The following is a 22,980-nucleotide window of genomic DNA, read 5'->3' as shown; positions in this document are numbered from 1 at the left end:
GCCGCCGTCGTCGGCGGGGCAGCGCTCCAGGGCCCGGCGGCGTCGCCGCTGGCTGGCCTGCAGTTGCTCCAGGCCCAGCCTGCCGCTGGCCACGGCCGCCACGATGGCGTCGATCGCCCCGTCGGCATCCCCCGGCATCAGCACCAGGTCGGCCCCCGCCTCCAGGGCCAGCACCGCGGCCTCCGAGGGGCCGTAGCGGCCGGCAATCGCCTCCATCACCAGGGCGTCGGTGACGATCAGCCCCTCGAAACCGAGCTCCTGGCGCAGCAGCCCGGTGAGCACCGCCCGCGACAGGGTGGCCGGATGGTCGCGGTCGAAGGCCGGCAGCAGCAGGTGGGCGGTCATCACCGCGGCCACCTCCGCCGCGATGGCCTCCCGGAAGGGCGGCAGCTCCACCGCCTCCAGGCGCTCGCGGCCGTGGGGGATCAGGGGCAGCTCCAGGTGGGAGTCGCTGGCGGTGTCGCCGTGGCCAGGGAAGTGCTTGGCGCAGGCGAGCACGCCTTCGGCCTGGACGCCGCGGCAGAAGGCGGCCGCCAGGGCTCCGGCCGTGGCCGGGTCCTCACCCCAGGCCCGCACGTTGATCACCGGGTTGGCCGGGTTGTTGTTGACATCGCACACCGGGGCGAGCACCCAGTTGAGCCCCAGCTGGCGGGCCTCCCGGCCGGTGCAGGCCCCGTAGCGCCGGGCCAGATCCAGGGCCAGGGCGGGATCCTCGGCATGGATCCGGGCCAGGGCCAGGGGCGGCACCAGCCAGCTGGCCCCCTCGAAGCGCTGGCCCACCCCCTCCTCCACGTCGGCGCAGAGCAGCAGCGGAGCGCCGGCCCAGGCCTCCAGCTGGCGGGTGCGTAGCCGCAGTTCGGCGGCGCTGCCCCCCAGCAGGATCACCCCGCACACCCCGCGCAGCAGCAGGCGCTGCAGGCTGGCGTTGTCCAGCTCCCAGCGGGGGTAGCGCCGCTGACCATCGGCCGGGTGGCCGCTGCAGCGCACCACCAGCAGTTCGGCGGCCAGCCGATCCAGGGCCTGGGGCGCGAGGGCGGCCTGGGGCGAATCGGGGAGCGCAGCCATGGGCGGGATCAGCTGTCGCTGTCGGTGTCAGCCGCGGGATCCGCTTCGCCCGCTTCCGCCAGCGGCTCCTCCCGCCCGCGTCGCTCCGTCTCCAGGCGCTGCAGCAGTCCCAGCACCGTGTTGCCCTTCTCCAGACCCCGGTCGAGGACGAACACCACCTCCGGGGTGCGGCGCATCTTGAGGCGCCGGCCCAGCTCCCCTTTCACATAGGCGGATGCCGCCTGCAGGCCGGCCATCGCCACCTCGCGATCCTCGGCGCTGCCGAAGATGCTCACGAAGATCCGGCAGTGCTGCAGGTCGCCGGCCACCTCCACGTTGGTGACGCTGACCATGCCGTGGTGGACCCGTTCGTCCTTGATGCCGCTCATCAGCAGCTCGCTCACTTCGCGGCGGATCAGGGCCGCCACCCGTTCCACCCGTCGGCTCTGGGCCATGACTACGACAGCGGTGCCGACTGCACCATGGCACGCAGCACCAGGGTGAGGCTGACCAGTCCGCTGATCAGGGCGCCCACCAGGGCCACCGCCGTGACGGGGTTGCTGCGGCGCCGGGCCAGCGGCTCGAACACCGAGTTGAACACCCCCAGGCTGAAGGCGATCAGATAGCGCGGATAGCGCGTCACATTGACGAAGAAGTCCTTCATGGCCTCGGCGACGGTCCTGCTCGGATGCTGGCTACTCTGCCGCCCGGGGCCACGCCCAGCCGGCCCGGAGGGTCCATGGAGCTGCATCAGTTCAGACATTCCGCCTTCTGCGAGAAGGTGCGGCTGCTCCTGGCCCGCAAGGGTCTCGAGGCCACCATCGTCGAGGTGACCCCCGGCCTGGGGCAGCTGGAGCTGTTCCGTCTCTCCGGGCAGCGGCAGGTGCCGGTGCTGGTGGACGGGGGCGAGGTGATCGCCGATTCCACCGCCATCGCCCTGCATCTGGAGGCCACCCACCCGGAGCCGCCCCTGCTGCCGGCCGATCCGGTCGCCCGCGCCCGGGTGCTGCTGCTGGAGGACTGGGCCGACACCGCCCTGGCCCGGGGCGCCCGTCTGGCCCTGCTCCAGGCCGCGGCCAGCGATCCGGTGCTGCGCGCCGCCCTGCTGCCCGAGGCCACCCCCGCGCCCCTGCGGGATCTGGTGGGGGCCCTGCCCGGCGGCCTGATCGGCTCCGCCACCGAGGCGATGCGTGACCTGCTCGGGCCCTGTGAGGTGCGGCAGCTGCACCGCAGCCTCGAGCAGCTCGCCCTGCTGGTCAGCGAGCGCCCCTACCTGGAGGGGGATGGCCTCACCCTGGCCGACATCGCGGTGGCGGCCCAGCTCTATCTGCTGAAGTTCCCTGCCTGCGCTGGCGCCCCCCTGGCGGGTCGCGGGGTGGAGGGCATCGCCGACAACCCCGTGCTGGAGCCCCTGTTCGCCTGGCGCGACCGGGTGCACGCCGCGGTGGGTCGGGGCTGAGGATCCCCGCCGGGGCAGGCCCTCCACCCGTCAGGATGGGGGCCGCCGTTGTTCTGGCCGTGTCCGATCCGCTGCTGCGGGAGCTCGACCATTACGTGGTGCTGGAGCCCGGCAAGGGCGAAAGCATCCTCAGCGCCGCCGAGACCCTTGATTGGCTGGCCGCCCACCTGACGGCCCTGGCCGAGCCCCCGGCCGACCTGGCCGACCTGGCCGATCCCGAGGCCCGGGCCGGCCGGCTGCTCGACACCGCCTGCGAACTGGAACTGGCGCCGGGCTGCGCGATCCAGTGGTTCGCCGTGCGGCTGGAGCCGCCGTCCTGAACGCTCCGGCGTCCCTCAGTTGAGCGAGGGGCGGGACTGCCCGTCGGCGTCCTGCAGCCGGACGGGGTCGGCCGGAGCCGGGGTGGGGTCGCGCAGCACCGAGGGCAGTGCCTCCAGCACCTGCAGGGCCACCGCGGCGGGCTGGCCCCGCTGGACCACCGTCAGGTCGGCCTGGGCGTAGAGGGGCCGGCGCTCGTGCAGCAGCGCCTCCAGCCGGGCGGCGGGATCGGGCGTGTCCAGCAGGGGCCTGGGCGTGGGGTCGGCGGCCAGACGGCGCAGCAGCTCCTGTGCGGGGGCTTCGAGCCACACCACCACCCCCTGGCGCATGTGACCCCAGTTCTCCGGCCGGGTCACCGCCCCGCCGCCGGTGGCCACCACCAGGGAATGCCAGCTGGCGATGCCGTTGAGCACGGCGGTCTCCAGGGCACGGAAGCCGTCCTCTCCGTCGCTGGCGAAGATCTCGGCGATCGGCCGGCCGGCCACCTCCGCCAGGGCGGTGTCGGCATCGATGAAGCGATAGCCGAGGGCCTCGGCCAGGGGGCGTCCCACGGCGCTCTTGCCGGCCCCCATCATCCCCACCAGGTAGATGTTCAGGCCATCGAGACGGCGGGCCAGGTCCCGGTGCGAGGGGCGGGGCGGGGCGTCATCGGCTGGGGCCATGGGTTCGCGGTCGGCGGCGGTCCGGACCCCGTTTCTAGGATGGGCGTCCCCTGGGCCTCGGCGATGACCGCAACCCGGTTGACCGCCCCTCCTGCGGCACCCTCCCCCACCGGCGCCGCCCACGGGCGTGGCCGCCCCTGCGTGATCACCCGCCGGGCCACCTTCAGTGCCAGCCACCTCTACCGGCTGCCGGAACTCGATGACGCCGAGAACACCCGGCGCTTCGGCCGCTGCAGCCTGGCCCCGGGCCACGGCCACAACTACGAGCTCACCGTGGCGATGGGCGGCCCGCTCGACGCTGACGGGATGGTGCTCAACCTCTCCGACGTCAAGCACGCCATCCGGCGGGAGGTGACCGAGCCGCTCGACTTCCGTTTCCTCAACGAGGTCTGGCCCGAGTTCGACCTCTCCCGCCCCGACGGCCGGCTGCCCACCACCGAAGCCCTGCTGCTGGCCATCCGCGACCGGCTGGCCCCCCATCTGCCGCTGGTGGCCCTGCGGCTCCACGAACAAACCAACCTCTGGGCCGACGTGCTCTGCGGTTCCACCATCGATCCCATGGAAGCCTTCCTCTCCATCCGCACCCATTTCGCCGCGGCCCATCGCCTGGCCCGCCCCGAGCTCAGCCAGAGCGAGAACGAGGCGATCTACGGCAAGTGCGCCCGCCCCCATGGCCACGGCCACAACTACCTGCTCGACGTCACCGTGCGGGGCCCCATCGATGGGCGCACCGGCATGGTCTGCGACCTGGCCGCGCTGCAGCAGCTGGTGGCCGACCTGGTGGTGGAGCCCTTCGACCACACCTTCCTCAACAAGGACGTGGAGCACTTCGCCGGCTGCGTTCCCACCGCCGAGAACATCGCCCTCCACATCGCCGACCTGCTCAGCGCCCCGATCGCCGCCACCGGGGCCCGGCTGCACAAGGTGCGCCTGCAGGAGAGCCCCAACAATGCCGCCGAGGTCTTCGCCGAGACGCCCCAGCTGGAGATGGTCCCGGCGGCCCTCGAAGCCCTCGCGGCCGTTTGAGTCCGGCGGCGGCGGATCCCCGACCGAGCGGCCTCCGGCCCGAGCTGCGGCTTGTTCTGGCGGTGAGCCTCGACGGCCGCCTGGCGCCGGCCGAGGGGGGGGCGGCTCAGCTGGGGGGCGCCGCTGACCGGCTGGTGCTGGAGGAGGCCCTGGCCTGGGCCGATGCCGTCCTGGTGGGAGCCGAGACCCTGCGGCGCCACGGCAGCACCTGCCTGATCCACAGCCCCGCTCTGCTCGAGGCTCGCCGCTCCCAGGGCCGCAGCGACCAGCCGATCGCCATCGCGGTGAGCCGCAGCGGCCGGCTACCCGCCGCCCTGCCCTTCTTTCGCCAGCCCCTGGAGCGCTGGCTGCTGCAGGCCGCCCCGCTGCCCCCCGCCGCCCCTGCCGAGGGCTTCGATCGTCACATGCCCCTGGACAGCTGGCCCGAGGCCCTGGCGGCCTTGGCGGCCCTGGGTCAGCGGCGCATCGCGGTGCTGGGGGGGGCGAAGCTGGCGGCGGCCCTGGCGGCCGAGGACCTGCTCGATGAACTCCAGCTCACCGTCTGCCCCCGCCTGCTGGGGGGCCCCCACGGCTGGCTGCCGGCCGACGCCCGGGTGGCCCCGGCGGCCCGGGCGGGCTGGCGGCTGGTGGAGCACCGGGCGCTGCCGGGGGACGAACTGCTGCTGCGCTGGCGCCGCCCCGGGGCTCAGGGCGTGACCTCCTGAAGGCCGTAGCTGCCGAAACGCCTGCCGAGTTCCCGCAGCGGCATGTCCCGCAGGCTGTCGGTGGGCAGGCCGAACATCCTGGCCAGGCAGCGCTTGACCACCTCCTCGCTGTCATCGCCGAAGCGGCCGCTCACCATCTCGGTGAGCACCCCCAGGCTGCGGCCGCTGTTGTCGGTCTCCTCGATCAGGCACTTGCTGGTGGGCACCGCCAGCTTGCGACAGGGATCCTGGAGGCTCTTCTCCAGGTCGGCCCGGCCGGCGGAGACCGTTTCCACGCAGACCCGGGTCAGCTGGTTCTCCAGCTGGGGACGCAGCAGCATCAGCACCGGCCGCAGCAGCCCGGCCCTGGCGGGCGCCGCAGACACGACCAGCGCCGTGGCGGCCGTCAGGAGCACCAGGATCCGCAGGGGCTTGGCCATGGCGGGGGAAGGACGCTCGGTCGCAGGGAATCAACCGTTAGTTTTGCGCCTGCCCCCTCCCCCCTGCGTTGCCAGCGGCCATGGCCGAGCTGCAAGTCCGCTGGCATCAGGCCACACAGGAGATCCCGGAAGACCAGTGGCAGGCCCTGGTGGGGGGCACCAGGGAGGCTGCGGCCGAGGCGGTGGATCGCCCCTTCTACGGCTGGCGATGGCTGCACCACCTGGAGGCCAGCGGCAGCATCGTGCCCCGCCAGGGCTGGCAGGCCTGCCACCTGGGGCTCTGGCGCCAGGGGAGGCTGGTGGCCCTGGCCCCCCTGTACCTCAAGGGCCACAGCTACGGGGAGTTCGTCTTCGACCAGTCCTTCGCCCAGCTCGCCGGCCAGCTCGGCCTGCGCTATTACCCCAAGCTCGTCGGCATGAGCCCGGTGAGCCCGGTGCAGGGCTACCGCTTCCATGTGGCCCCCGGCGAAGACGCGGCGGCCCTCACCCAGCGGATGCTGGCTGAGATCGACGGCTTCTGCCGGCGCCAGGGAATCCTCAGCTGCAACTTCCTCTATGTCGATCCGGCCTGGCAGCCCCTGGCGGAGGCGGCCGGCTGCGCCCTGTGGATCAACCAGCAGAGCGAATGGCGCAACCCGGGCCATGCCGACTTCGAGGCCTATCTGGCCAGCTTCAATGCCAACCAGCGCCGCAACATCCGCCGCGAACGTCGCTCGGTGGCGGAGGCGGGGCTGACGGTCACGCCCCTGGCGGGGGAGGAGATCCCGCCGCGCCTGCTGGAGCGGATGCACCGGTTCTACGAGCAGCACTGCAGCCGCTGGGGGCCCTGGGGCAGCAAGTACCTCACCGAATCCTTCTTCCAGGCGGCCGCCACCGACCTGCGCCAGCACCTGGTGCTGTTCAGCGCCCATCGGGGCGAGCCGATGCAGCCCCTGGCGATGTCGCTGTGCGTGCACGATGCCACCGGCCTCTGGGGCCGCTACTGGGGCAGCGACATCGAACTCGACAACCTGCACTTCGAGGTCTGCTACTACGCCCCGATCGCCTGGGCGATCGAGCGCGGCCTGGAGAGCTTCGATCCCGGTGCCGGCGGCAGCCACAAGCGGCGCCGGGGCTTCGTGGCCCAGCCCCGGGCCAGCCTGCACCGCTGGTACGACCCCCGCTTCGACGCCATCCTGCGGGACTGGCTGCCGGGTGCCAACCGGGAGATGCACGCGGCGATCGCGGCGATGAACGCGGAGCTTCCCTTCACCGCTTCCTACGATCCCCCCCATGCACCGCGACCCGAACCCCCTTCAGAGCCTGGATGAGGCTCTCTCCCAGCGCTTCATCAACCTCGATGCAGCGGGCTACTTCCTGATCAAGGTGGATGCCGCCGCCGGCGAGCTGATCGCCGAGCACTACGCCAACGGCATCGATGAACGGGGACTGGCCACCGACCCCAACACCGGAGAGGTGCTCAGCTGCCGGGGCGGCGACCCGCGGGCACCCCGGGCCGTGTACCGGGGCCGCAGCGCCAAGGAACTCGGCATCGCCCTGACCGAGGGAGACGGCCCCTATCCCCTGTCGCGGCTCGACCATGCCCTCTACCTGGGCCGGGAGCTCCAGAAGGCGGAGCACTGTCTTGTGGCGTGCCTGCCCTACGTGCAGGACTAGCCCCAGCCCGCCCAGGGCCCGATTCAGCCGGCGGCGACGGGACGGCAGCGGCCGTACATCATCAAGGCCCCGCGCCCGCCCCCTTTCTGCATGGCGTTTTCCTGAAAGGTGAGGGTGCGGCGGTCGATCGTGGTGTGGTGCTCCACGTCGTGGTGCTGGTCCGGATGCACCACCATCGGGGGCTTCAGGCCCGCGATACCAGGAAGCTGCTGGCTGGTCGGGGCATGGCCCATGGCCACCTCATCGCCGTCGTTGTCGGAGAGGTGGAAGTTGTTGGATTCCTTTTCGAGAAAGGTGATCCGGTCGCGGGAGGTCTTCACCGGCAGGGTCTGGCCATCGGCGAAGCGCACCCGATCGTCCCCCCGCCCCAGATCGACGCGGAAGTCGATCTGGCCGGTGGGGTCGTCCCGGTGGCGGCAGATCATCGACTGGGGGCCCAGGGGATCCCAGCGGCTCAGGGCCAGGCCCAGCAGGCCACATCCGGCGACGATCGCCAGGACCGAGGTGCGGGTGAAACGGCGTTTCGGTTCGGAGGTCTTCTGCATCACTGCGTCACCGATGCAGTGACTGGACCGTACTCCCGTCGCCGGTCAGGGCTGGAGCTCTAGGCGGGCTGGAGCTCCCGGGTGGTTTCGCGCGATCCCTCGGGCGGTTCCGGGGGCAGGGCGGCGAGCTGCTCCTGGATCTCGCGGGTCACCACGCCCCGGTATTCCTGGAAGTGCTCGTTGTGGGCGAGGGTCACCAGGAACTGCTCCAGGTTGTTGGGGTTGCGACGGGCGATGGTGAACAGGGAAGCCCAGAAGCGACCGCGGGTGTCGCGCTTCAGTCCCTGACGCCAGATCACGATCAGCAGGGCGCGGACATCGGTCCAGCTGGGCAGGCTGGCCTTGCCGAAGGCCGCCGCCGGCACGTACTGCTGCCAGCGGGGCTGGCCCATCTTCAGGTAGTAGTGCTTGACCCGGTCGATGTAGGCGTTCGGCTCGTAGAGGCGGCAGAAGGCATCGACGTACTCGTTGGCGATCTGGCGGATCGGCCGGGTGGGTACGAAGTTGAGCAGGTTGGTCTGGTTGACGCCCTTGGCGTCGGTTTTCTCCTGGACCAGCCGGCCTTCCTTCTCGAGGCGATGCCAGAGGCCGGTGTTGGGCAGGGCCTGCAGCATGCCCATCATCGCGGCGGGGATGCCGGTGCGGCTGACGAATTCGACGATGCGATCGCCGGCACCCTGCTTCTCGCCGTCGAAACCGATGATGAAGCCGGCCATGACCCGGATGCCGTAGGAGGTGATCCGGTCCACCGATTCCTCCAGGGAGCTGCGGGTGTTCTGCAGCTTGCGGGCCGTTTCGAGGCTGGCCTCGTCGGGGGTCTCGATGCCCAGGAAAACGCTGTCGAAGCGGGCCTCGGCCATCATCAGCATCATCTCGTCATCGGAGGCGAGGTCCACCGAGGCCTCGGTGGCGAAGCTGAAGGGGTAGCCGTGGGCGATCTGCCAGCGCTTGATCTCCGGCAGCAGCAGCTTGGCGTTGCGCTTGTTGCCGATGAAGTTGTCGTCGACCAGGAAGATCGAGCGGCGCCAGCCCAGGTCGTAGAGGTACTGGAGCTCCGCCACCAGCTGCTCGGGGGTCTTGGTGCGGGGTTTGCGCCCGTAGAGCACGATGATGTCGCAGAACTCGCACTGGAACGGGCAGCCGCGCGAGAACTGCACCGACATGGAGTCGTAGGCCTCCAGCTCGAGCAGATCGAAGCGGGGGATGGGGGTGCCGGTGACATCGGGCTTCTCCCCTTCGGCACTGAACCGGCCCTGGCGTTCGCCGCGCTCGATCGCCTCGATGAACATCGGCAGGGTGATCTCCCCTTCGTCGAGCACCTTGAAATCGGCCAGCTGCAGCTCAGGCGCGTCCGGGGTGGAGCTGGCGAACGGGCCGCCCACGGCCACCGGCAGGCCCCGCTGCTTGGCCTTGGCGATCTGGGCGGCCATGTCGGCCTTCTGGACGATCATCCCGGAGATCACCACCAGCTCCGCCCAGTTCCACTCGGCCTCCGTCACCTCGCGGACGTTGCGGTCGACCAGCTTCATCTCCCAGGTCTGGGGCAGCAGGGCCGCCACGGTGACCATGCCCAGCGGGGGAAGGAGAACCTTGCGGTTCACCAGCTCGAGAATCTTCTCGTAGCTCCAGAACGTCTTCGGGAATTCGGGATAGATGAAGAGGGTGCGCATGCTGCAGGTGCTTGGTGGATGGTCCGGTGGGGATGGTCCGTGGGCGATAGCGCGGCTGCGGCAGGGGTTCAGGCGGGTTCCGCTGCGCCGCAACCCTAGGAGGTTTCGGTAATTGTTCGATGGTTCTACCCCCTCCTCGCCTGGCCTGGGGCCGGAAGGGGGCGGATCCTCTGCTGTAATGATGGCCTTCCTCGCAGCAGCGTTCGTGGGTGTGGTGATCTATCTGGCGCTCGTCGGTGGCGGGCTGACTGCCGCCTTCCTGGCCACGGTCGTGCTCAAGGGCATCAGGCTGATCTGAGCCGCAGCGCTCCTTTCCGCCCCAGTTCCAGCACGCCCACCACCAGCCCCACGCCGCCGAGCAGGGCGAAGGTGGCAGGCAGCCCCACGGTCATCGCCAGGGCGGCGGCCACCAGCCCGCTCACGCCACCGCCCCCCAGAAAGGCGATCTGCCCCAGACCGGCCATGCGGCCGCGCAGGGCCATCGGCGCCCCCACCTGCAGAATCAGGTTCGATCCGGCCAGCAGGCCGGCGGTGCCGGCCCCCAGCAGCAGCGCCATCGCCAGGGCGACAGGCCCCCCGGACACGGCGGCCATCCCCAGCTGGGCCAGGGCCACCGCCACGGCGCAGCCCCCCAGCAGCAGCGCCGGCCTCTCACTCAGGGCGCGGCTGTTGCGCTGCAGCACCAGCCCGCCGGCGATGCTGCCGGCCGCCAGCACGCTGGTGAACAGGCCGAGGGCCTGCGGGGAAGGCCCGATCACCTCGGCGGCGATCAGGGGCGCCAGGCCCGGATGGAAGAAGCCCACCAGGCAGGCCACGGTGGTGAAGCGCAGCACGTGGCGCAGCGTCGGCCCGCAGCCCTGCCAGGCGGCCCCGAGGCTGGCCCCCGCGCCTCCGGCGCTGCGCTGCTCCAAGTCCCGGTGGGGCCGCAGCAGCCAGATCACGGTGGCGATCGGCAGCAGGTAGGAGGCCGCATCGATCGCCAGGGCCATCGCGGGCCCGGAAAGGGCCACCAGCCAGCCCCCCAGGGGAGGGCCCACCAGCTTGCCGACGTTGAACACGACCGAGAAGCTGGCCAGATACGGGGCCACCTGCTCCGGCCGTTCCACCAGCAGCGAGCAGTACTTGCTGCGGGCCGTCAGCTCGAAGGAACTGGAGACGCCCACCACCAGCGTGCTCAGCAACAGCAACACCACCTGCCCCACCCCCTGGAGCAGGGGAATGGCGAGGGCCCCCAGGGCCGCCCCGCCGAACAGGCCCCACTGGGAGCGGATCAGCACCGTCTCGCAGCCCAGCCGATCCGTGAGCACCCCGGCCCGGCCGCTGACCACCAGGCTCGGCAGGGCCAGGGCGGCGAAATGCAGGGCGAGCAGCAGCGGATTGCCGGTGCCGGCCATCAGGATCCAGCCCTTGGCCGTCAGTCCGGCGAAGGAACCGGTGGTGCTCAGGCCGGAGGCGACCAGGAAGAGGGGGCGCTGGTGCCGCTGCAGCCAGCCGCCTCCGCTGCCGGGACTCAAGCCCGGCTCCGTGTCGCCGCCAGGGCTTCGCTCACCATCGCGCCAGCGCCGACCACCTCGCCGCGCAGGTCATAGGTGTCGGCGGCGGTGATCCGCACCGGCACCATCGTGCCCGGAGCGGCGCACAGCCCGCCCTCGCCCGGGCTGACGTGCACCTCCCCGTCCACGTCAGGGGCGAAGCGGGCGCAGCGGCCCAGCATCTCGCCGCTGGTGGGGTTGTCCTGCTCGATCAGCACGTCCACGATCCGGCCCACCCAGGCGGCGTTGCGCTCGGCGGCGATCGGCTGCTGCAGGGCCATCAGCCGGTCCCGGCGCTCGCTGGCGACCTCGGCGGGCACGGGATCCGGCAGGTCGGCGGCGGCGGTGCCGTCCTCCGGGGAGAAGGTGAACACGCCCACGTGGTCGAAGCGCTGCTCGGCCACGAAGGCCAGCAGATGCTCGAAGTGCTCCTCCGTCTCCCCGGGGAAGCCGACGATGAAGGTGGTGCGCAGCACGGCGTCGGGCAGCTGGTCGCGGATGCGCTGCAACAGGGCGCCGTTGACCCCGGTCTGCCAAGGGCGGTTCATGGCCCGCAGCACCTCCGGATGGCTGTGCTGCAGGGGGAGATCCAGGTAGGGCAGCACGTTGGGCACGTCCCGGTAGGCGGCCAGGACGGGTTCGGTGAGGCCGGTGGGGTAGGCGTAGTGGACCCGGATCCAGGGGATCTCCACCTCCCCCAGGGCCCGCAGCAGGTCGTCGAGGCGGGGCCTGCCGTAGAGATCCAGCCCGTAGTTGGTGGTGATCTGGCTGATCAGGATCAGCTCCTTCACCCCCTGCTCGGCCAGCAGGCGGGCCTCCGCCACGATCGACTCGATCGGGCGGGAGCGCTGGTCGCCCCGCAGCCGGGGAATGATGCAGAAGGCGCAGCGGTAGTCGCAGCCTTCGGCCACCTTCAGGTAGGCCACCGCTTCGGACGTGGTGCGGTAGCGCGGCAGGTGCTCGTCCCCCACGAAGGTGGGAACCTGGCTCACCCGGTTGACCCGCTCCCCGGCCTCCACCCGCTCCAGCACCTCGACGATGTGCTGGTAATCGCCGGTGCCGACGATGGCCTTGGCCTCCGGCAGGGAGTCCAGGAGTTCCTGCTGGAAATGCTGGGCCAGGCAGCCGGCGATGATCAGTTCCTTGCCCTGTTCAGCCAGTTCCACCAGGGTGCGGACCGATTCGGCGCGGGCGTCCTGGATGAAGCTGCAGGTGTTGACCACCACCACCCGTGCCTCGCTCTCGTCGGCGCTGACGCCGTAGCCCGCCTCGGCCAGCAGGCCGAGCATGTGCTCGGTGTCCACCCGGTTCTTCTCGCAACCCAGATGGGTGAAGGCCACGGTGGGCCGTTCTCGGCCGGGCTGGGGGGACATGGTGCTGCGGGAGGAAGGGGGGGGGACGGGCCTGCGGCCCGCTGGGGGCCGGGCGACAAACGCCGATATCCACCCTATGCAAGTCCCTGCGGCTGCGAGAATCGCACCGTGATCCGTTGGTCCCCGTGACTTCCACCCGCCTCGCCAGTCGCCTCACGAGTCGCCGTCGCCCCGAGCCGGGTCGCCGCTGGGCGCGGGTGGTGATGGCCGTGCTGGCCACCATCGGCGTGATCGACACCGCCACGATCACCCTGAACCGCTGGGGGTTGATCGGCAACCTCAGCTGCCCCGGCGGCGCCGAGGGCTGCGACAAGGTCCTCAACAGCCCCTGGGGGAGCGTCTTCGGCCAGCCCCTGTCCCTGTTCGGCTTCCTGGCCTATGGCGCGGTGCTGGTGATGGCGGTGCTGCCGCTGCTGCTGAAGGGTGAGGCCCGCACCACCATCAACGGGCTCAGCTGGTGGGGTCTGTTCCTGCTCAGCGCCGGCATGGCGGTCTTCAGCCTGGTGCTGGTGGGGGTGATGGCCTTCCAGATCAAGGCGTTCTGCACCTTCTGCCTGATGTCGGCCGCGATCAGCCTGGCGCTGTTCGTGCTCAGCCTGATCGGCGGGGAGTGGGAGGACACCGGTGCCCTGCTCTTCCGTGGCGTGCTCACGGTGCTGGCCGTCGGCCTGATCGGCCTCGGCTGGGCCACCTCCCTGAACCGGCCCGAGTCGGCCACGGGCCCGGGCATGCCGATTCCGGTCACCTCGGCCAGCACGCCGGCCACCATCGCCCTAGCCGACCACCTCACCGCCTCCGGCGCGGTGATGTATTCGGCCTACTGGTGCCCCCACTGCCACGACCAGAAGCAGCTCTTCGGCAAGGAGGCCAGCGCCAAGCTCAAGATCATCGAATGCGCCCCCGACGGTCGCAACAGCCAGGCCGCCCTCTGCGCCAGCAAGAACATCCAGGGCTTCCCCACCTGGGAGATCAAGGGCCAGCTCGATTCCGGCCAGAAGACCCTCGCCCAGCTCGCCGCCCTGAGCGGCTACAAGGGCTCGATCGCCAACTGAGCCGCCCTCACGCCTGAGCCTGCCGCTTCACTCCTGCCCCACCGGGGTGGTGAAGGGTGAGCGGCCCCGCCGCTGCACCGTGTGGCGCCGCCAGAACGGCTGGGGCGCAGGACAATCGGTGCGGTAATGGCCGCCCCTGCTCTCGACCCGGAAGGCGGCGGCCTCCATCAGCAGCTCCGCCAGCACCAGCCGCTGGCGCAGGTCCTGCAGCAGCAGCAGGCGGCGGCCCTGCTCCGGCGTCAGCGTCAGTTCCTGGTCGTGGGGCAGATCATGGGCCCGGCGCAGCAGGGGGGAGCGCTCATGGCCCGAGCGCTCGCTGCGCACCTGCCGCAGGGCGCCGATGAGATCGACGCCGCGGCGCTCCACGCCGGCCACCTGCCAGCAGAGGCGGCGCAGGTCGGCGATCGCGGCGAGCAGGGTGGCCTCATCGGGGCCCGAGCGCGCTTCGGCCTCGCTCAGGGCCGGGGCCTCGCAGGGGGCTTCGAGGGGTGTGGGGGGAAGGGGCTGGGGCTGCAGGTGGCGCAGCCGGCGGGCGAAGACCAGGCATTCCATCAGCGAGTTGCTGGCCAGCCGGTTGGCCCCATGCACCCCGGTGCTGGCCACTTCCCCCACCGCGTACAGGCCCCCCAGGCTGGTGGCCGCCTCCAGGTCGGTGCCGATGCCCCCCATCCAGTAGTGGGCGGCCGGGGCCACCGGAATCGGGGCGTCGCCGGGGGCCAGCCCCAGCTCCCGGCAGCGGCGCAGGATCGTCGGGAACTGGCGTTCCAGCCGTTCGCGGCCCACCGGCCGCAGGTCGAGCCACAGGTGGGTGACCCCCTGCTCGGCCATGCAGCGGGCCAGGGCGCGGCTCACCTGGTCCCGCGGCGCCAGATCGCCCCCCTCCAGGCGGGCCACCGGCGAGCGGCCGGCGTCGTCGAAGAGCCGGGCCCCCTCGCCGCGCACCGCCTCGCTGATCAGGAAGTGGGGGGCGTCCGGCAGCATCAGCGCCGTGGGGTGGAACTGGACGAACTCCAGATCCCGCACCCGGGCGCCGGCGCTCCAGGCCATGGCGACGCCGTCGCCGCTGGCCTGGGCCGGGTTGGTGGTGTGGGCGAACAGATGGCCGCCGCCGCCGCTGGCCAGCACCACCGCACCGGCCCTCAGCCAGCGGAGCCGCTGGCCTTCGAGCACCTGCAGGCCAAGGCACTGGCCGTTCTCCACCCACAGCTGCAGGGCGGGGATGCCCTTGCGCTGCTCCAGGCCAGGCCGGCGCTGCACCTCCCGCTCCAGGGCATCCACCAGGGCTCCCCCGGTGCGGTCCTGGGCGTGGAGCACGCGGCGGTGGCTGTGGGCCGCTTCCAGGGTGGTGCTCAGGCCCTGGGGGGTGCGATCGAATTCCATGCCCAGCTGCACGAGGCGCTCGACGCAGGCCGGCGCCTCCCGCACCAGCACCTCGACCGCGGCCGGATCGCAGAGCCCGGCGCCCGCCTTGAGGGTGTCGGCGATGTGGCTGGCGAAGCTGTCGTCGGCTCCGGTCACCGCGGCGATGCCCCCCTGGGCCCAGCGGCTGGCCGACGGGGGGGAACTGGATTTGCTCAGCAGCAGCACGCGCAGCTGCGGGGGCAATTCCAGGCAGGTCATCAGGCCCGCGGCACCACTGCCGACCACCACCACGTCCCAGTGGGGTGCCATGCGCGGATCCGGCTCATCCAAGCGGCTGGTTCACCCCTTTGCACCGTGCCTTGTGCAGCCGAGCCTATGGGACGGACGGTGGCGGGCCTGCGGCCACAAAAAAACCGCCGTGGTGACGGCGGTTCGGGAGGGGTCCGGGGGAGGACCGCCAGGGAGATCAGCGGTAGACGCCGTCGTTGATGCGATCGAAGCCTTCGTTCAGGGCGATCGCCGGGGGGGTGACGGTGAAGTTGCCCTTGTACTTGTTGAACAGCTCCTTCTGACGATCGGTCAGATCGAGGGACAGCACATCGTCGACGCTGTCGTAGGGACCACCCAGGACGATCTTGCCGGCCAGGGTCGGGTACATGCCGGGGTACTGCTGGAACCTGCGCACCGAGGCGTTGTTGAGATCCACCTTGCCGACGCTCTCGGCGAGCTTGTCGTCGATCTCGTTGCGGCGCTCCGCGGCGAGGGCGGCACCGGGCAGAAGCAGGGTCACGAGCAGACCGGCCAGGACCACACCACTCATCAACCAGGCAAGCAGCCGCTTCATCACGACACTCCTTAGGGGGATAGAACCAGGGGACCCTGGCAGGGACTGGGCAGTGATCCGCAGATCACCCCTGCAACGTTACAGAAGGCCCCCGGGTCTCCCTGCACAGGCGGGCGCGCTTTTGCAGTTCTTCAGATCAGGCCGCTCAGGTGGGGGGCCAGCAGGGCCGCCCCGAGGAACAGGCCATCGACGGCCAGGGTGGTTCCCACGGCCGCGGCGGCCACCCGCCAGGGCCCACCCAGCGACCAGAGGCGGCGGCAGAGGACCAGCAGCAGGCCCGCCGCCAGAGCGATCAGGGCCAGGGGCCAGGGCTGGAGCACCTGCAGGGCAGCGCCCTGGAGCAGGAGGGGAGCTTCGGTGAGGGGGGCGTTCAGCACCCGGGGCCAGAGGTCCATGAGGCCGGCGGCCGCCATCACCCCATCGGTGCTGGCGGTGCCCAGCAGGGAGCCCAGATAGAAGGCGCCCGCCAGGCGCCAGCGGCCGCCGAGGCCCGCCACCGCCAGGGGCAGGGCGAAGGCCTCGATCGGCAGATGCATCACCGGATGGAGCCGGAACCAACCCCAGAAGAGGCAGCCCCCCAGCCAGCTGCCGCAGAAGCCCACCAGCAGCACACCCAGCTGCTGCCACGGGCCCTGGCCCCGGCGCTCCAGCAGCAGGGCGAAGGCCATCAGGGGGATGGTGAACAGGGTCGCCGCCATCGGCGCGGCGCGCACCCAGGGGGCCTGCAGGAACACCGGCACGGTCACCAGCAGGGCCGCCGCCAGGGGCAGCACGGCCGCGGCCGGGACGGTGCCGAGCCGCAGGCCCGGCAGGGCCTCGGAACGGGCGGAAAGGGTGGGTGGAACCCCGAGCACCTGGTTGTGAAGAAAGTTGTGCAACCTTAAGGGGGTGGAGGGGTGCTTCCGTGACCCGTCCGGCCATAGGGTCAGCCGCAGTATCGGCTCCCCCCATGCCGCTGGTCGCCACGGCCGCCGCCCTGCCCCTGGTCGAGGCCTGCTGGCACGCCTTCGTTCTGGGGGTCGTGCAGGGGCTGACGGAATTCCTGCCGATCAGCAGCACGGCCCACCTCAAGGTGGTCCCGGTGCTCCTGGGCTGGGGTGATCCCGGGGTTGCCTTCACAGCCGTGATCCAGCTCGGGAGCATCGCCGCGGTGCTCGGTTACTTCCGCAAGGATCTGGCCGAGGTGAGCGCCGGGGTGGCCCGGGCCTTCCGCCATGGCCAGTGGAACGACCCGCCTGCCCGGCTGGGGGTGGCCATCGCCCTGGGCACCGTGCCCATCCTGCTGGCGGGTCTGGCGATCAAGGTGCTGCTGCCCGGCTACGAGACCTCCCCCCTGCGCAGCCTCACCTCGATCGCCATCGTCTCGATCGTGATGGCCCTGCTGCTGGCGGTGGCGGAACTGGTGGGCCGCCGCCGCCGCCTGCTCGAAGCGGTCACCCCCCGGGACGGCCTGCTGGTGGGGCTGGCCCAGGCCCTCGCCCTGATTCCCGGGGTGTCCCGCTCGGGCAGCACCCTGACGGCGTCCCTCTTTGATGGCTGGCAGCGTTCCGACGCGGCCCGCTTCTCCTTCCTGCTGGGCATTCCCGCCATCACCCTGGCGGGGCTGGTGGAGCTCAAGGCCGCCTTCGGCTCGGATGAAACCGGTGGCGTGATCCCGATGCTGGTGGGCATCGCGGCGGCGGCGGTGGTCTCCTGGCTGGCGATCGCCTGGCTGCTGCGCTTCCTGCAGCAGAACAGCACCTGGATCTTCGTCGGCTACCGGCTGCTGTTCGGCCTGGTGATCCTGCTGGGCTTCCGGGGGCTGGAGGGGGTCACCCCCTGAAGGGGCGGGACCGCCACACTGGAGCCAACGTCCCTCGCCCCGCCGTCACCTCCCGTGTGGAAGGAGCCCTCCTCTGCCCTCGCCGGGCCCACCGCCCTCGCCGGGCCCGTCACCCAGCCCCGGCCTGCCCTTGTGGCGACGGTGGAGCCGGGTTCCATCGCCGAGGAGCTGGGGTTCCAGCCCGGTGACCGCCTGCGCAGCATCAACGGCATCCGCCCGCGGGATCTGATCGACGTCCAGGTGCTGCAGGGGGAGGAGGAGCTGGTGCTCGAGGTGGAAGATCCCGACGGCACCCTCCACGTGGTGGAGCTGGAAAAGGACCTGGATGAAGGGCTGGGGCTGGGCTTCAGCGAGGCCCTGTTCGACGGCCTGCGCCAGTGCAACAACCACTGCCCCTTCTGCTTCATCGACCAGCAGCCGCCGGGGCGCCGCGACAGCCTCTACCTCAAGGACGACGACTACCGGCTCAGCTTTCTCTACGGCTCGTACCTCACCCTCACCAACCTCACGGCGGCCGACTGGAGCCGCATCGAGGAGCAGCGCCTCTCGCCCCTGTTCGTCTCGGTCCATGCCACCGATCCGGAGCTGCGCAGCCGCCTGCTGGTCAACCCACGGGCCGCCCTGCTGCTGGAGCAGCTGGCCTGGTTCGCCGAGCGGCGGCTCCAGATCCACGCCCAGGTGGTGGTGTGTCCGGGGCTGAACGACGGCGAGGCCCTGGAGCGCACCCTCACCGACCTGGCGCGGTTCGCCACCGGACCCTGGCCCGCCGTGCTCTCCACCGCCGTGGTGCCGGTGGGTCTGACGCGCTTCCGTCCGGCCGGCGATGCCCTCAGGCCGGTCGACCGGGAGGGGGCCCTGGAGGTGATCGCCCGGGTCGAGGGACTGCAGCCCGCCTTCCAGGCCAGCACCGGCAGCCGTTTCGCCTGGCTGTCCGATGAGTGGTTCCTGATCGCCGGCCAGCCCCTGCCGCCGCGCGCCAGCTACGAGGATCTGCCCCAGCAGGAGAACGGGGTCGGCAGCATCCGCGCCTTCCTGGAGGACCTGGAGGGGGCCACCCGGGAGCTGCCCGCCAGCATCGCCAGCCCGCGCCGCTGCAGCTGGGTGGTGGGTCGCCTCGTGGCCGAGGCCCTGCAGCCGGTGGTGGAGAGGCTCAACCGGGTCGAGGGGCTGGAGCTGCTCCTCCATGGCCTGCCCAGCCCCTACTGGGGGCAGGAGCAGGTGGTCACCGGGCTGCTCACGGGTTCCGACCTGATCGAGGGCCTGCGCGGCCGTGACCTGGGGGAGGAACTGCTGCTGCCGCGGGTGATGCTGCGGGAGGGGGAGGAGGTGTTTCTGGACGACAGCACCCTCGCCGAGCTGCGTGATCGTCTGCCTGTGCCAGTTCGATTGCTGGGGGGTGCGGACGATCTGGTGGCCGCCTGCCTCGGCACCCCACGGGGAGATGCTTAAGCTCTGCCTGAAGCGAACGGTCCAACGTGAGGCGCCAACCACTCCTGCTCGCGGCACTGGTGGTGCTCCCGTCGTTCGGCCTCCAGGCGATGCCGGTGCGGGCCCAGTCCGCCCCAGCCCCAGCAGTCACGAGCCCTCCGGCCTCCCCGGCCCTGCCGCTGGCCCCTGAGGTCAAGGGTCCCCGGCCCAAGTCCAACCCCACGGTGCTGGCGCCCGCCGCCAAGGAGCTGCCCCCGGGTCTCCAGGATCTGATCGCCCCCAACCCCCTGGCCCTGCCGGTCAAGCCGTCCCAGGTGCGCATCCGGGAGCTGCGCCCCCTCGGCCTGGCCGATGTGGAAACCCTGGTCGAGGTCAACAACCCCGAGCTCAAGGCGATCGCCAGCCAGGTGGAGCAGGCCCAGTCGGCCCTGCGTGCCCAGATCGCCCTCTGGTATCCCACGATCCAGCTCAACGCCAACAGCCTGCCCACCTACACCGGCGGCGAGCAGTTCAGCAGCGCCTTCACGGGCACCGGCCAGCAGCCCGGCAACACGATCACCAGCATCTGGCGGATGTCGGCCGTGCTCCAGGCCAGCTGGGGCCTGATCAACCCCACCCGCACGCCGCAGATTGCCGCTGCCCGCGACCGCTTCGAGCAGGCCAAGAACCAGTACCTGATCGGCCTGCGGGCGCGGCGTCTGGAGGCGGCGGAGGCCTTCTTCGATCTCCAGGTCTCCGACGAGACGGTCCGCATCGGCCAGGAGTCGGTGCGCTCCTCCCTGGTGAGCCTGCGGGATGCGAAGGCCCGCTTCCAGGCCGGCGTGGCCACCAAGCTGGAGGTGCTGGAGGCGGAAACCCAGCTGGCCCGCGACCAGCAGGTGCTCACCCAGGGTCTGGCCGACCAGGCCATCGCCCGTCGCGCCCTCGCCGCCCTGCTCGACCTGCCCCAGGACATCACCCCCACCTCGAAGGAACCCTCGCGGGTGGTGGGTTCCTGGCTGCCGTCGCTGCAGGAGAGCATCATCGCCGCCTACGCCTTCCGCGAGGAGCTCGACAACGTCCTGCTCAACATCTCGATCGCCAACAGCGAGGCGAACGCGGCCCTGGGCGCGGCCCAGCCGTTCCTGAACATCGCCTACGGCCTCACCGGTGGCCGCACCCGGGGTGTTCAGTTCGCCAACCGCAGCACCCCGGGGGTCAACTTCGGCAATGAGGGCTGGTCGGTGGAGAACACCGTGGGCCTCAACCTCAGCTGGACGATCTTCGATGGTGGTGCCGCCCGGGCCAACTACCGCCGTCAGAAGCAGGTGGCCCAGGAGAACTCCTTCCAGTTCGCCCAGCAGCGGGACGCGATCCGCCAGCAGGTGGAAACCAACTTCTTCGAGCTGGAGAAGAACAACCGCAACATCACCACCACCTCCCGCGAGGTGATCTCCACCCGGGAATCCCTGCGGCTGGCCCGCCTCCGCTTCCAGGCGGGGGTCACCACCCAGCGGGAGGTGGTCGACACCCAGCGTGACCTCACCCAGGCCGAAGTGCGCTGGTCGACGGCCATCTCCGACTACAACAAGGCCCTGGCCCGGCTGCGGCGCTTCACCGGTCTCGACCAGGTCGGCCTGTGCCAGCGCCAGGCCCTGCCGGCCACCAGCCCGAGGGCGGCCGGCACCTCCGAGATCCCCGTGGAGCCCCAGCCCCTGATCCCGGCCTGCCGGGCGGGCAGCCCCACCGGGCCCGAGGCGCTGCCGCCGGGGTCCTGACGCCCGTTGTCGTCACCTCTCCGCCCCGGCCTGACTCTCCCCGCCACGGTGCGCCTGGGCCTTTTCCAGGGTTGCCTGGGCTGCCTGGCCGTGATCTTCTCGGGGCTGCTCAACCGGATCATGCTCAGTGAGCTGGGCTTCCCCGGACTGCTCGTGGGCGGTGCCCTGGCCTTCGAGCAGTTCGTGGCCCCCTCCCGGGTGCTGTTCGGCCAGATCTCCGATGCCCATCCCCTGGCCTCCCGCCACCGGGTCCCCTACGTGCTGCTCGGCACGGCGGCCTTCTGCCTGCTGGCGGTGCTGTCGGTGCCGCTGATCTTCCGGGTGGGGCGCCTGCTCGAGGACGGCAGTCAGCCTGGCCTCGCCTTCGGGATCGCCGCCCTCTGCGGCCTTTTCGCCCTCTACGGCCTGGCGATTTCCCTGGCCACCACCCCCTACCTGGCCCTGGTGATCGACCGCACCAGTGAGCAGGAGCGACCCCGGGCGGTGAGCATCATCTGGTGCATGCTCACGGTCGGCATCGTCATCGGTGCCGTGTCCATCGGTGTGAGCCTGCGCTCCCTGGATGGGGTGAGTGATCCGGTGGTGCTGGAGGCGACTCTCTCCCGCTTCATGGCGACCGTGGCCGGGGCGGTGATGCTGCTCACGGTGGTCGCCACCTGGGGCATGGAATCCCCCCTGCGGGAGCGCAGCGACGGGACGGTGGTGCCGCGGGAGGACGCCATCGGCCTGCGCCAGTCCTGGAGCCTGATCACCTCCAGTCGCCAGGTGCTGATCTTCTTTTCCTTTCTGATCCTCTTCACGCTGGCGCTGTTCCTGCAGGACCCGGTGCTCGAGAGCTACGGCGCCCAGGTGTTCTCCATGCCGATCGCCGCCACCGCCCAGCTGAACGCCTTCTGGGGTGTCGGCACCCTGGTCGGCCTGCTGCTCGCGGGGCTCTGGGTGGTGCCCCGTCTGGGGAAGATGGCCACCGCCCGCCTCGGCTGCCAGCTGATTGCCCTGTCCCTGCTGCTGCTGCTCGTGGCGGGCCTGACCGCCCGGATCCCCTTCCTGCAGGCCGTGATGGTGCTGTTCGGCCTGGCGGCCGGGATCGGCACCAACAGCGCCCTCTGCCTGATGCTTGATCTCACCCTGCCCCAGGCCGCCGGCACCTTCGTCGGCGTCTGGGGCCTGGCCCAGGCCCTCTCACGGGCGATCGGCAAGCTCCTCGGCGGCGGCCTGTACGACATCGGGCGTTCGCTGCCGCTGGGGGACGGGCCCTACGGACCCTTTGCCCTGGTGCTGGGCGTCGAGCTGCTGGTGGCCCTGGCGGCCCTGCTGCTGCTCGGGTATGTCAACGTGCGCCAGTTCCGGGAGGACACCTCCCGCAGCCTCAGCCAGGTTCTGGAGATGGAAATGGGATGAAGGTCATCACCCCGCACCCCCTCGATTCCCGCCTGGAGTCCCTGCTCGACCGCGTTGCCGAGCGTCAGCGGGCCGACTTCGGCCACAGCCAGCCGGATCTCAAGGCCGATGGGTCCTTCATCACGGCCTGTGATCGCTGGAGCGACGCCACGCTGGTGGAGGGACTGGCCGAGCTGTTTCCCGGGGAGGGGGTCCTGAGCGAGGAGGGCCGCCAGCAGGTGCCCGCCACGCCGGCCTACTGGGTGGTGGATCCCCTGGATGGCACCACCAATTTCGCCGCCGGCATCCCCTACTGGGCGATCTCGATGGCCCGCTTCGAGGCCGGTGTGCCGGTCCTGGCGATCCTCGATGTGCCGCCGCTGCGGCAGCGGATCGTGGCCATCCGGGGCGAGGGGGCCTGGCGCAACGGCAAGCCCATTCCGCCGCCCGCCCAGCAGCTCCACAACGCCGGCTGCGCCTCGCTCTGCAGCCGCTCGATCCGGGTGCTCCAGAAGCTGCCCCACCGTCCCTTCCCCGGCAAGATCCGGCTGCTGGGCGTCGCCAGCCTCAATCTGGTATCCGTGGCCATGGGGCAGACCATGGCGGCCCTGGAGGCCACACCGAAGATCTGGGACCTGGCGGCGGCCTGGCTGGTGCTCGAAGAGCTGGGCTGCCCCCTGCGCTGGCTGGGGCCGAGCCCCCAGGGGTTGCAGCCTGGCCAGGACCTGGCCCAGACGGACTTCCCGGTGCTCGTGGCCAACCGTCAGGAGACGTTGGAGCGGTTCATGCCCTGGGCGGAAGCCCTGGAGACAAGGGGCCCGGCAAATCACGTGATATGATTTTGGACTGCGCCCCAGAGAGCGAGAGCTCGAGCGGGGGGCAGGCTTACGGGATCGAGAGGCGCGAGCCGACGGTGTTGTAAGTTTT

Annotated in this window: 25 protein-coding genes; 13 read left to right on the top strand and 12 right to left on the bottom strand. The window is 71.2% G+C overall.

Annotation, left to right across the window (positions count from 1 at the left end):
• The 3 genes from CJZ86_RS15780 to CJZ86_RS15770 form a co-directional block, all read right to left on the bottom strand.
• Nucleotides 1-1,065, bottom strand: a 1,065-nt coding sequence (locus CJZ86_RS15780) for a glycoside hydrolase family 3 N-terminal domain-containing protein (protein ID WP_286145744.1), incomplete at its 3' end; no start/stop codon positions are given.
• An 8-nt stretch (nt 1,066-1,073) separates the two neighbouring features.
• A complete protein-coding gene (rbfA, locus tag CJZ86_RS15775) occupies nt 1,074-1,499 on the bottom strand; it encodes a 30S ribosome-binding factor RbfA (protein WP_094587371.1) in 426 nt (141 codons plus the stop codon).
• Nucleotides 1,500-1,501: 2 nt separating this feature from the next.
• Nucleotides 1,502-1,708: a DUF751 family protein gene (locus CJZ86_RS15770; RefSeq protein WP_094587370.1), complete on the bottom strand. Its 207-nt coding sequence runs from the start codon at nt 1,706-1,708 to the stop codon at nt 1,502-1,504.
• A gap of 75 nt (nt 1,709-1,783) precedes the next feature.
• Between CJZ86_RS15770 and CJZ86_RS15765 the strand changes: the two genes are divergently transcribed.
• Both CJZ86_RS15765 and CJZ86_RS15760 read left to right on the top strand, forming a co-directional pair.
• Nucleotides 1,784-2,503, top strand: a complete 720-nt coding sequence (locus CJZ86_RS15765) for a glutathione S-transferase family protein (protein ID WP_094587369.1) — start codon at nt 1,784-1,786, stop codon at nt 2,501-2,503.
• A 59-nt stretch (nt 2,504-2,562) separates the two neighbouring features.
• The gene (locus CJZ86_RS15760) at nt 2,563-2,823 is read left to right on the top strand and encodes a CRR7 family NDH-1 assembly protein (RefSeq protein ID WP_094587374.1); all 261 of its coding nucleotides are present in this window, start codon (nt 2,563-2,565) and stop codon (nt 2,821-2,823) included.
• 15 nt (nt 2,824-2,838) lie between these two features.
• Here CJZ86_RS15760 and CJZ86_RS15755 read toward each other — a convergent pair whose 3' ends face one another.
• Entirely contained in the window at nt 2,839-3,483 is a 645-nt protein-coding gene (locus tag CJZ86_RS15755; protein WP_094587368.1) for a shikimate kinase, read from the bottom strand.
• Nucleotides 3,484-3,546: 63 nt separating this feature from the next.
• Here CJZ86_RS15755 and CJZ86_RS15750 point away from each other — a divergent pair, with 63 nt between their 5' ends.
• Together CJZ86_RS15750 and CJZ86_RS15745 are read left to right on the top strand one after the other, a co-directional pair.
• The gene (locus CJZ86_RS15750) at nt 3,547-4,509 is read left to right on the top strand and encodes a 6-carboxytetrahydropterin synthase (protein WP_094587367.1); all 963 of its coding nucleotides are present in this window, start codon (nt 3,547-3,549) and stop codon (nt 4,507-4,509) included.
• Nucleotides 4,506-5,213: a dihydrofolate reductase family protein gene (locus CJZ86_RS15745; protein ID WP_094587366.1), complete on the top strand. Its 708-nt coding sequence runs from the start codon at nt 4,506-4,508 to the stop codon at nt 5,211-5,213. The genes CJZ86_RS15750 and CJZ86_RS15745 overlap by 4 nt, the downstream gene beginning before the upstream one ends.
• On the opposite strand, the gene CJZ86_RS15740 is transcribed toward CJZ86_RS15745, so the two are convergent.
• Nucleotides 5,195-5,632 (bottom strand): hypothetical protein, encoded by a 438-nt coding sequence (locus tag CJZ86_RS15740; protein ID WP_094587365.1) that lies wholly within the window; start codon nt 5,630-5,632, stop codon nt 5,195-5,197. The two genes, CJZ86_RS15745 and CJZ86_RS15740, sit on opposite strands and share 19 nt — an antisense overlap.
• A gap of 80 nt (nt 5,633-5,712) precedes the next feature.
• Between CJZ86_RS15740 and CJZ86_RS15735 the strand changes: the two genes are divergently transcribed.
• Both CJZ86_RS15735 and CJZ86_RS15730 read left to right on the top strand, forming a co-directional pair.
• Nucleotides 5,713-6,942: a GNAT family N-acetyltransferase gene (locus tag CJZ86_RS15735; RefSeq protein WP_094587364.1), complete on the top strand. Its 1,230-nt coding sequence runs from the start codon at nt 5,713-5,715 to the stop codon at nt 6,940-6,942.
• Complete coding sequence (locus tag CJZ86_RS15730) at nt 6,905-7,288, top strand: DUF4346 domain-containing protein (protein ID WP_094587363.1); 384 nt, start codon at nt 6,905-6,907, stop codon at nt 7,286-7,288. Before CJZ86_RS15735 ends, CJZ86_RS15730 begins: the two co-directional genes overlap by 38 nt.
• A gap of 23 nt (nt 7,289-7,311) precedes the next feature.
• On the opposite strand, the gene CJZ86_RS15725 is transcribed toward CJZ86_RS15730, so the two are convergent.
• Both CJZ86_RS15725 and CJZ86_RS15720 read right to left on the bottom strand, forming a co-directional pair.
• Nucleotides 7,312-7,833, bottom strand: coding sequence for a hypothetical protein (locus tag CJZ86_RS15725; RefSeq protein ID WP_094587362.1), 522 nt, complete (start codon nt 7,831-7,833; stop codon nt 7,312-7,314).
• Between the two features lie 59 nt (nt 7,834-7,892).
• Nucleotides 7,893-9,503, bottom strand: a complete 1,611-nt coding sequence (locus tag CJZ86_RS15720; protein WP_094587361.1) for a B12-binding domain-containing radical SAM protein — start codon at nt 9,501-9,503, stop codon at nt 7,893-7,895.
• A gap of 181 nt (nt 9,504-9,684) precedes the next feature.
• On the opposite strand from CJZ86_RS15720, the gene CJZ86_RS17690 reads away from it, so the two are divergent.
• Nucleotides 9,685-9,801, top strand: a complete 117-nt coding sequence (locus CJZ86_RS17690) for a cytochrome b6-f complex subunit 6 (RefSeq protein ID WP_502690441.1) — start codon at nt 9,685-9,687, stop codon at nt 9,799-9,801.
• On the opposite strand, the gene CJZ86_RS15710 is transcribed toward CJZ86_RS17690, so the two are convergent.
• Nucleotides 9,788-11,017: an MFS transporter gene (locus CJZ86_RS15710; RefSeq protein ID WP_094587359.1), complete on the bottom strand. Its 1,230-nt coding sequence runs from the start codon at nt 11,015-11,017 to the stop codon at nt 9,788-9,790. The two genes, CJZ86_RS17690 and CJZ86_RS15710, sit on opposite strands and share 14 nt — an antisense overlap.
• Nucleotides 11,014-12,408, bottom strand: a complete 1,395-nt coding sequence (gene rimO / locus CJZ86_RS15705) for a 30S ribosomal protein S12 methylthiotransferase RimO (protein WP_094587358.1) — start codon at nt 12,406-12,408, stop codon at nt 11,014-11,016. Before rimO ends, CJZ86_RS15710 begins: the two co-directional genes overlap by 4 nt.
• Nucleotides 12,409-12,533: 125 nt before the next feature.
• Between rimO and CJZ86_RS15700 the strand changes: the two genes are divergently transcribed.
• Nucleotides 12,534-13,460 (top strand): vitamin K epoxide reductase family protein, encoded by a 927-nt coding sequence (locus CJZ86_RS15700; protein WP_094587357.1) that lies wholly within the window; start codon nt 12,534-12,536, stop codon nt 13,458-13,460.
• Nucleotides 13,461-13,487: 27 nt separating this feature from the next.
• On the opposite strand, the gene nadB is transcribed toward CJZ86_RS15700, so the two are convergent.
• From nadB to CJZ86_RS15685, 3 genes are all read right to left on the bottom strand, one after another.
• Nucleotides 13,488-15,131 carry an L-aspartate oxidase gene (gene nadB / locus CJZ86_RS15695; protein WP_094587373.1) on the bottom strand — a complete coding sequence of 548 codons (1,644 nt, stop codon included), beginning with the start codon at nt 15,129-15,131 and terminating at the stop codon, nt 13,488-13,490.
• A gap of 157 nt (nt 15,132-15,288) precedes the next feature.
• Nucleotides 15,289-15,666 carry a photosystem II complex extrinsic protein PsbU gene (gene psbU / locus CJZ86_RS15690; protein WP_094587356.1) on the bottom strand — a complete coding sequence of 126 codons (378 nt, stop codon included), beginning with the start codon at nt 15,664-15,666 and terminating at the stop codon, nt 15,289-15,291.
• A gap of 131 nt (nt 15,667-15,797) precedes the next feature.
• Nucleotides 15,798-16,544: a DUF3120 domain-containing protein gene (locus CJZ86_RS15685; protein ID WP_094587355.1), complete on the bottom strand. Its 747-nt coding sequence runs from the start codon at nt 16,542-16,544 to the stop codon at nt 15,798-15,800.
• A gap of 71 nt (nt 16,545-16,615) precedes the next feature.
• Here CJZ86_RS15685 and CJZ86_RS15680 point away from each other — a divergent pair, with 71 nt between their 5' ends.
• From CJZ86_RS15680 to CJZ86_RS15660, 5 genes are read left to right on the top strand one after another with little or no spacing between them, the layout of a single operon-like run.
• Nucleotides 16,616-17,488 (top strand): undecaprenyl-diphosphate phosphatase, encoded by an 873-nt coding sequence (locus tag CJZ86_RS15680; protein ID WP_094587354.1) that lies wholly within the window; start codon nt 16,616-16,618, stop codon nt 17,486-17,488.
• A 54-nt stretch (nt 17,489-17,542) separates the two neighbouring features.
• A complete protein-coding gene (locus tag CJZ86_RS15675) occupies nt 17,543-18,937 on the top strand; it encodes a TIGR03279 family radical SAM protein (protein ID WP_094587353.1) in 1,395 nt (464 codons plus the stop codon).
• Nucleotides 18,938-18,996: 59 nt separating this feature from the next.
• Nucleotides 18,997-20,673, top strand: a complete 1,677-nt coding sequence (locus CJZ86_RS15670; protein ID WP_094587372.1) for a TolC family protein — start codon at nt 18,997-18,999, stop codon at nt 20,671-20,673.
• A gap of 6 nt (nt 20,674-20,679) precedes the next feature.
• Nucleotides 20,680-22,074: a BCD family MFS transporter gene (locus tag CJZ86_RS15665; RefSeq protein WP_094587352.1), complete on the top strand. Its 1,395-nt coding sequence runs from the start codon at nt 20,680-20,682 to the stop codon at nt 22,072-22,074.
• Nucleotides 22,071-22,892, top strand: coding sequence for an inositol monophosphatase family protein (locus CJZ86_RS15660; protein WP_094587351.1), 822 nt, complete (start codon nt 22,071-22,073; stop codon nt 22,890-22,892). The genes CJZ86_RS15665 and CJZ86_RS15660 overlap by 4 nt, the downstream gene beginning before the upstream one ends.
• Nucleotides 22,893-22,980 lie beyond the last annotated feature (88 nt).

It is taken from the genome of Synechococcus sp. BO 8801 (genome assembly GCF_002252675.1).
In the GTDB taxonomy this organism is placed as follows: Bacteria; Cyanobacteriota; Cyanobacteriia; order PCC-6307; family Cyanobiaceae; genus Cyanobium.
Note: the sequence above shows the minus strand (reverse complement) of the source record. Positions and strands in the feature narration are given on the sequence as shown.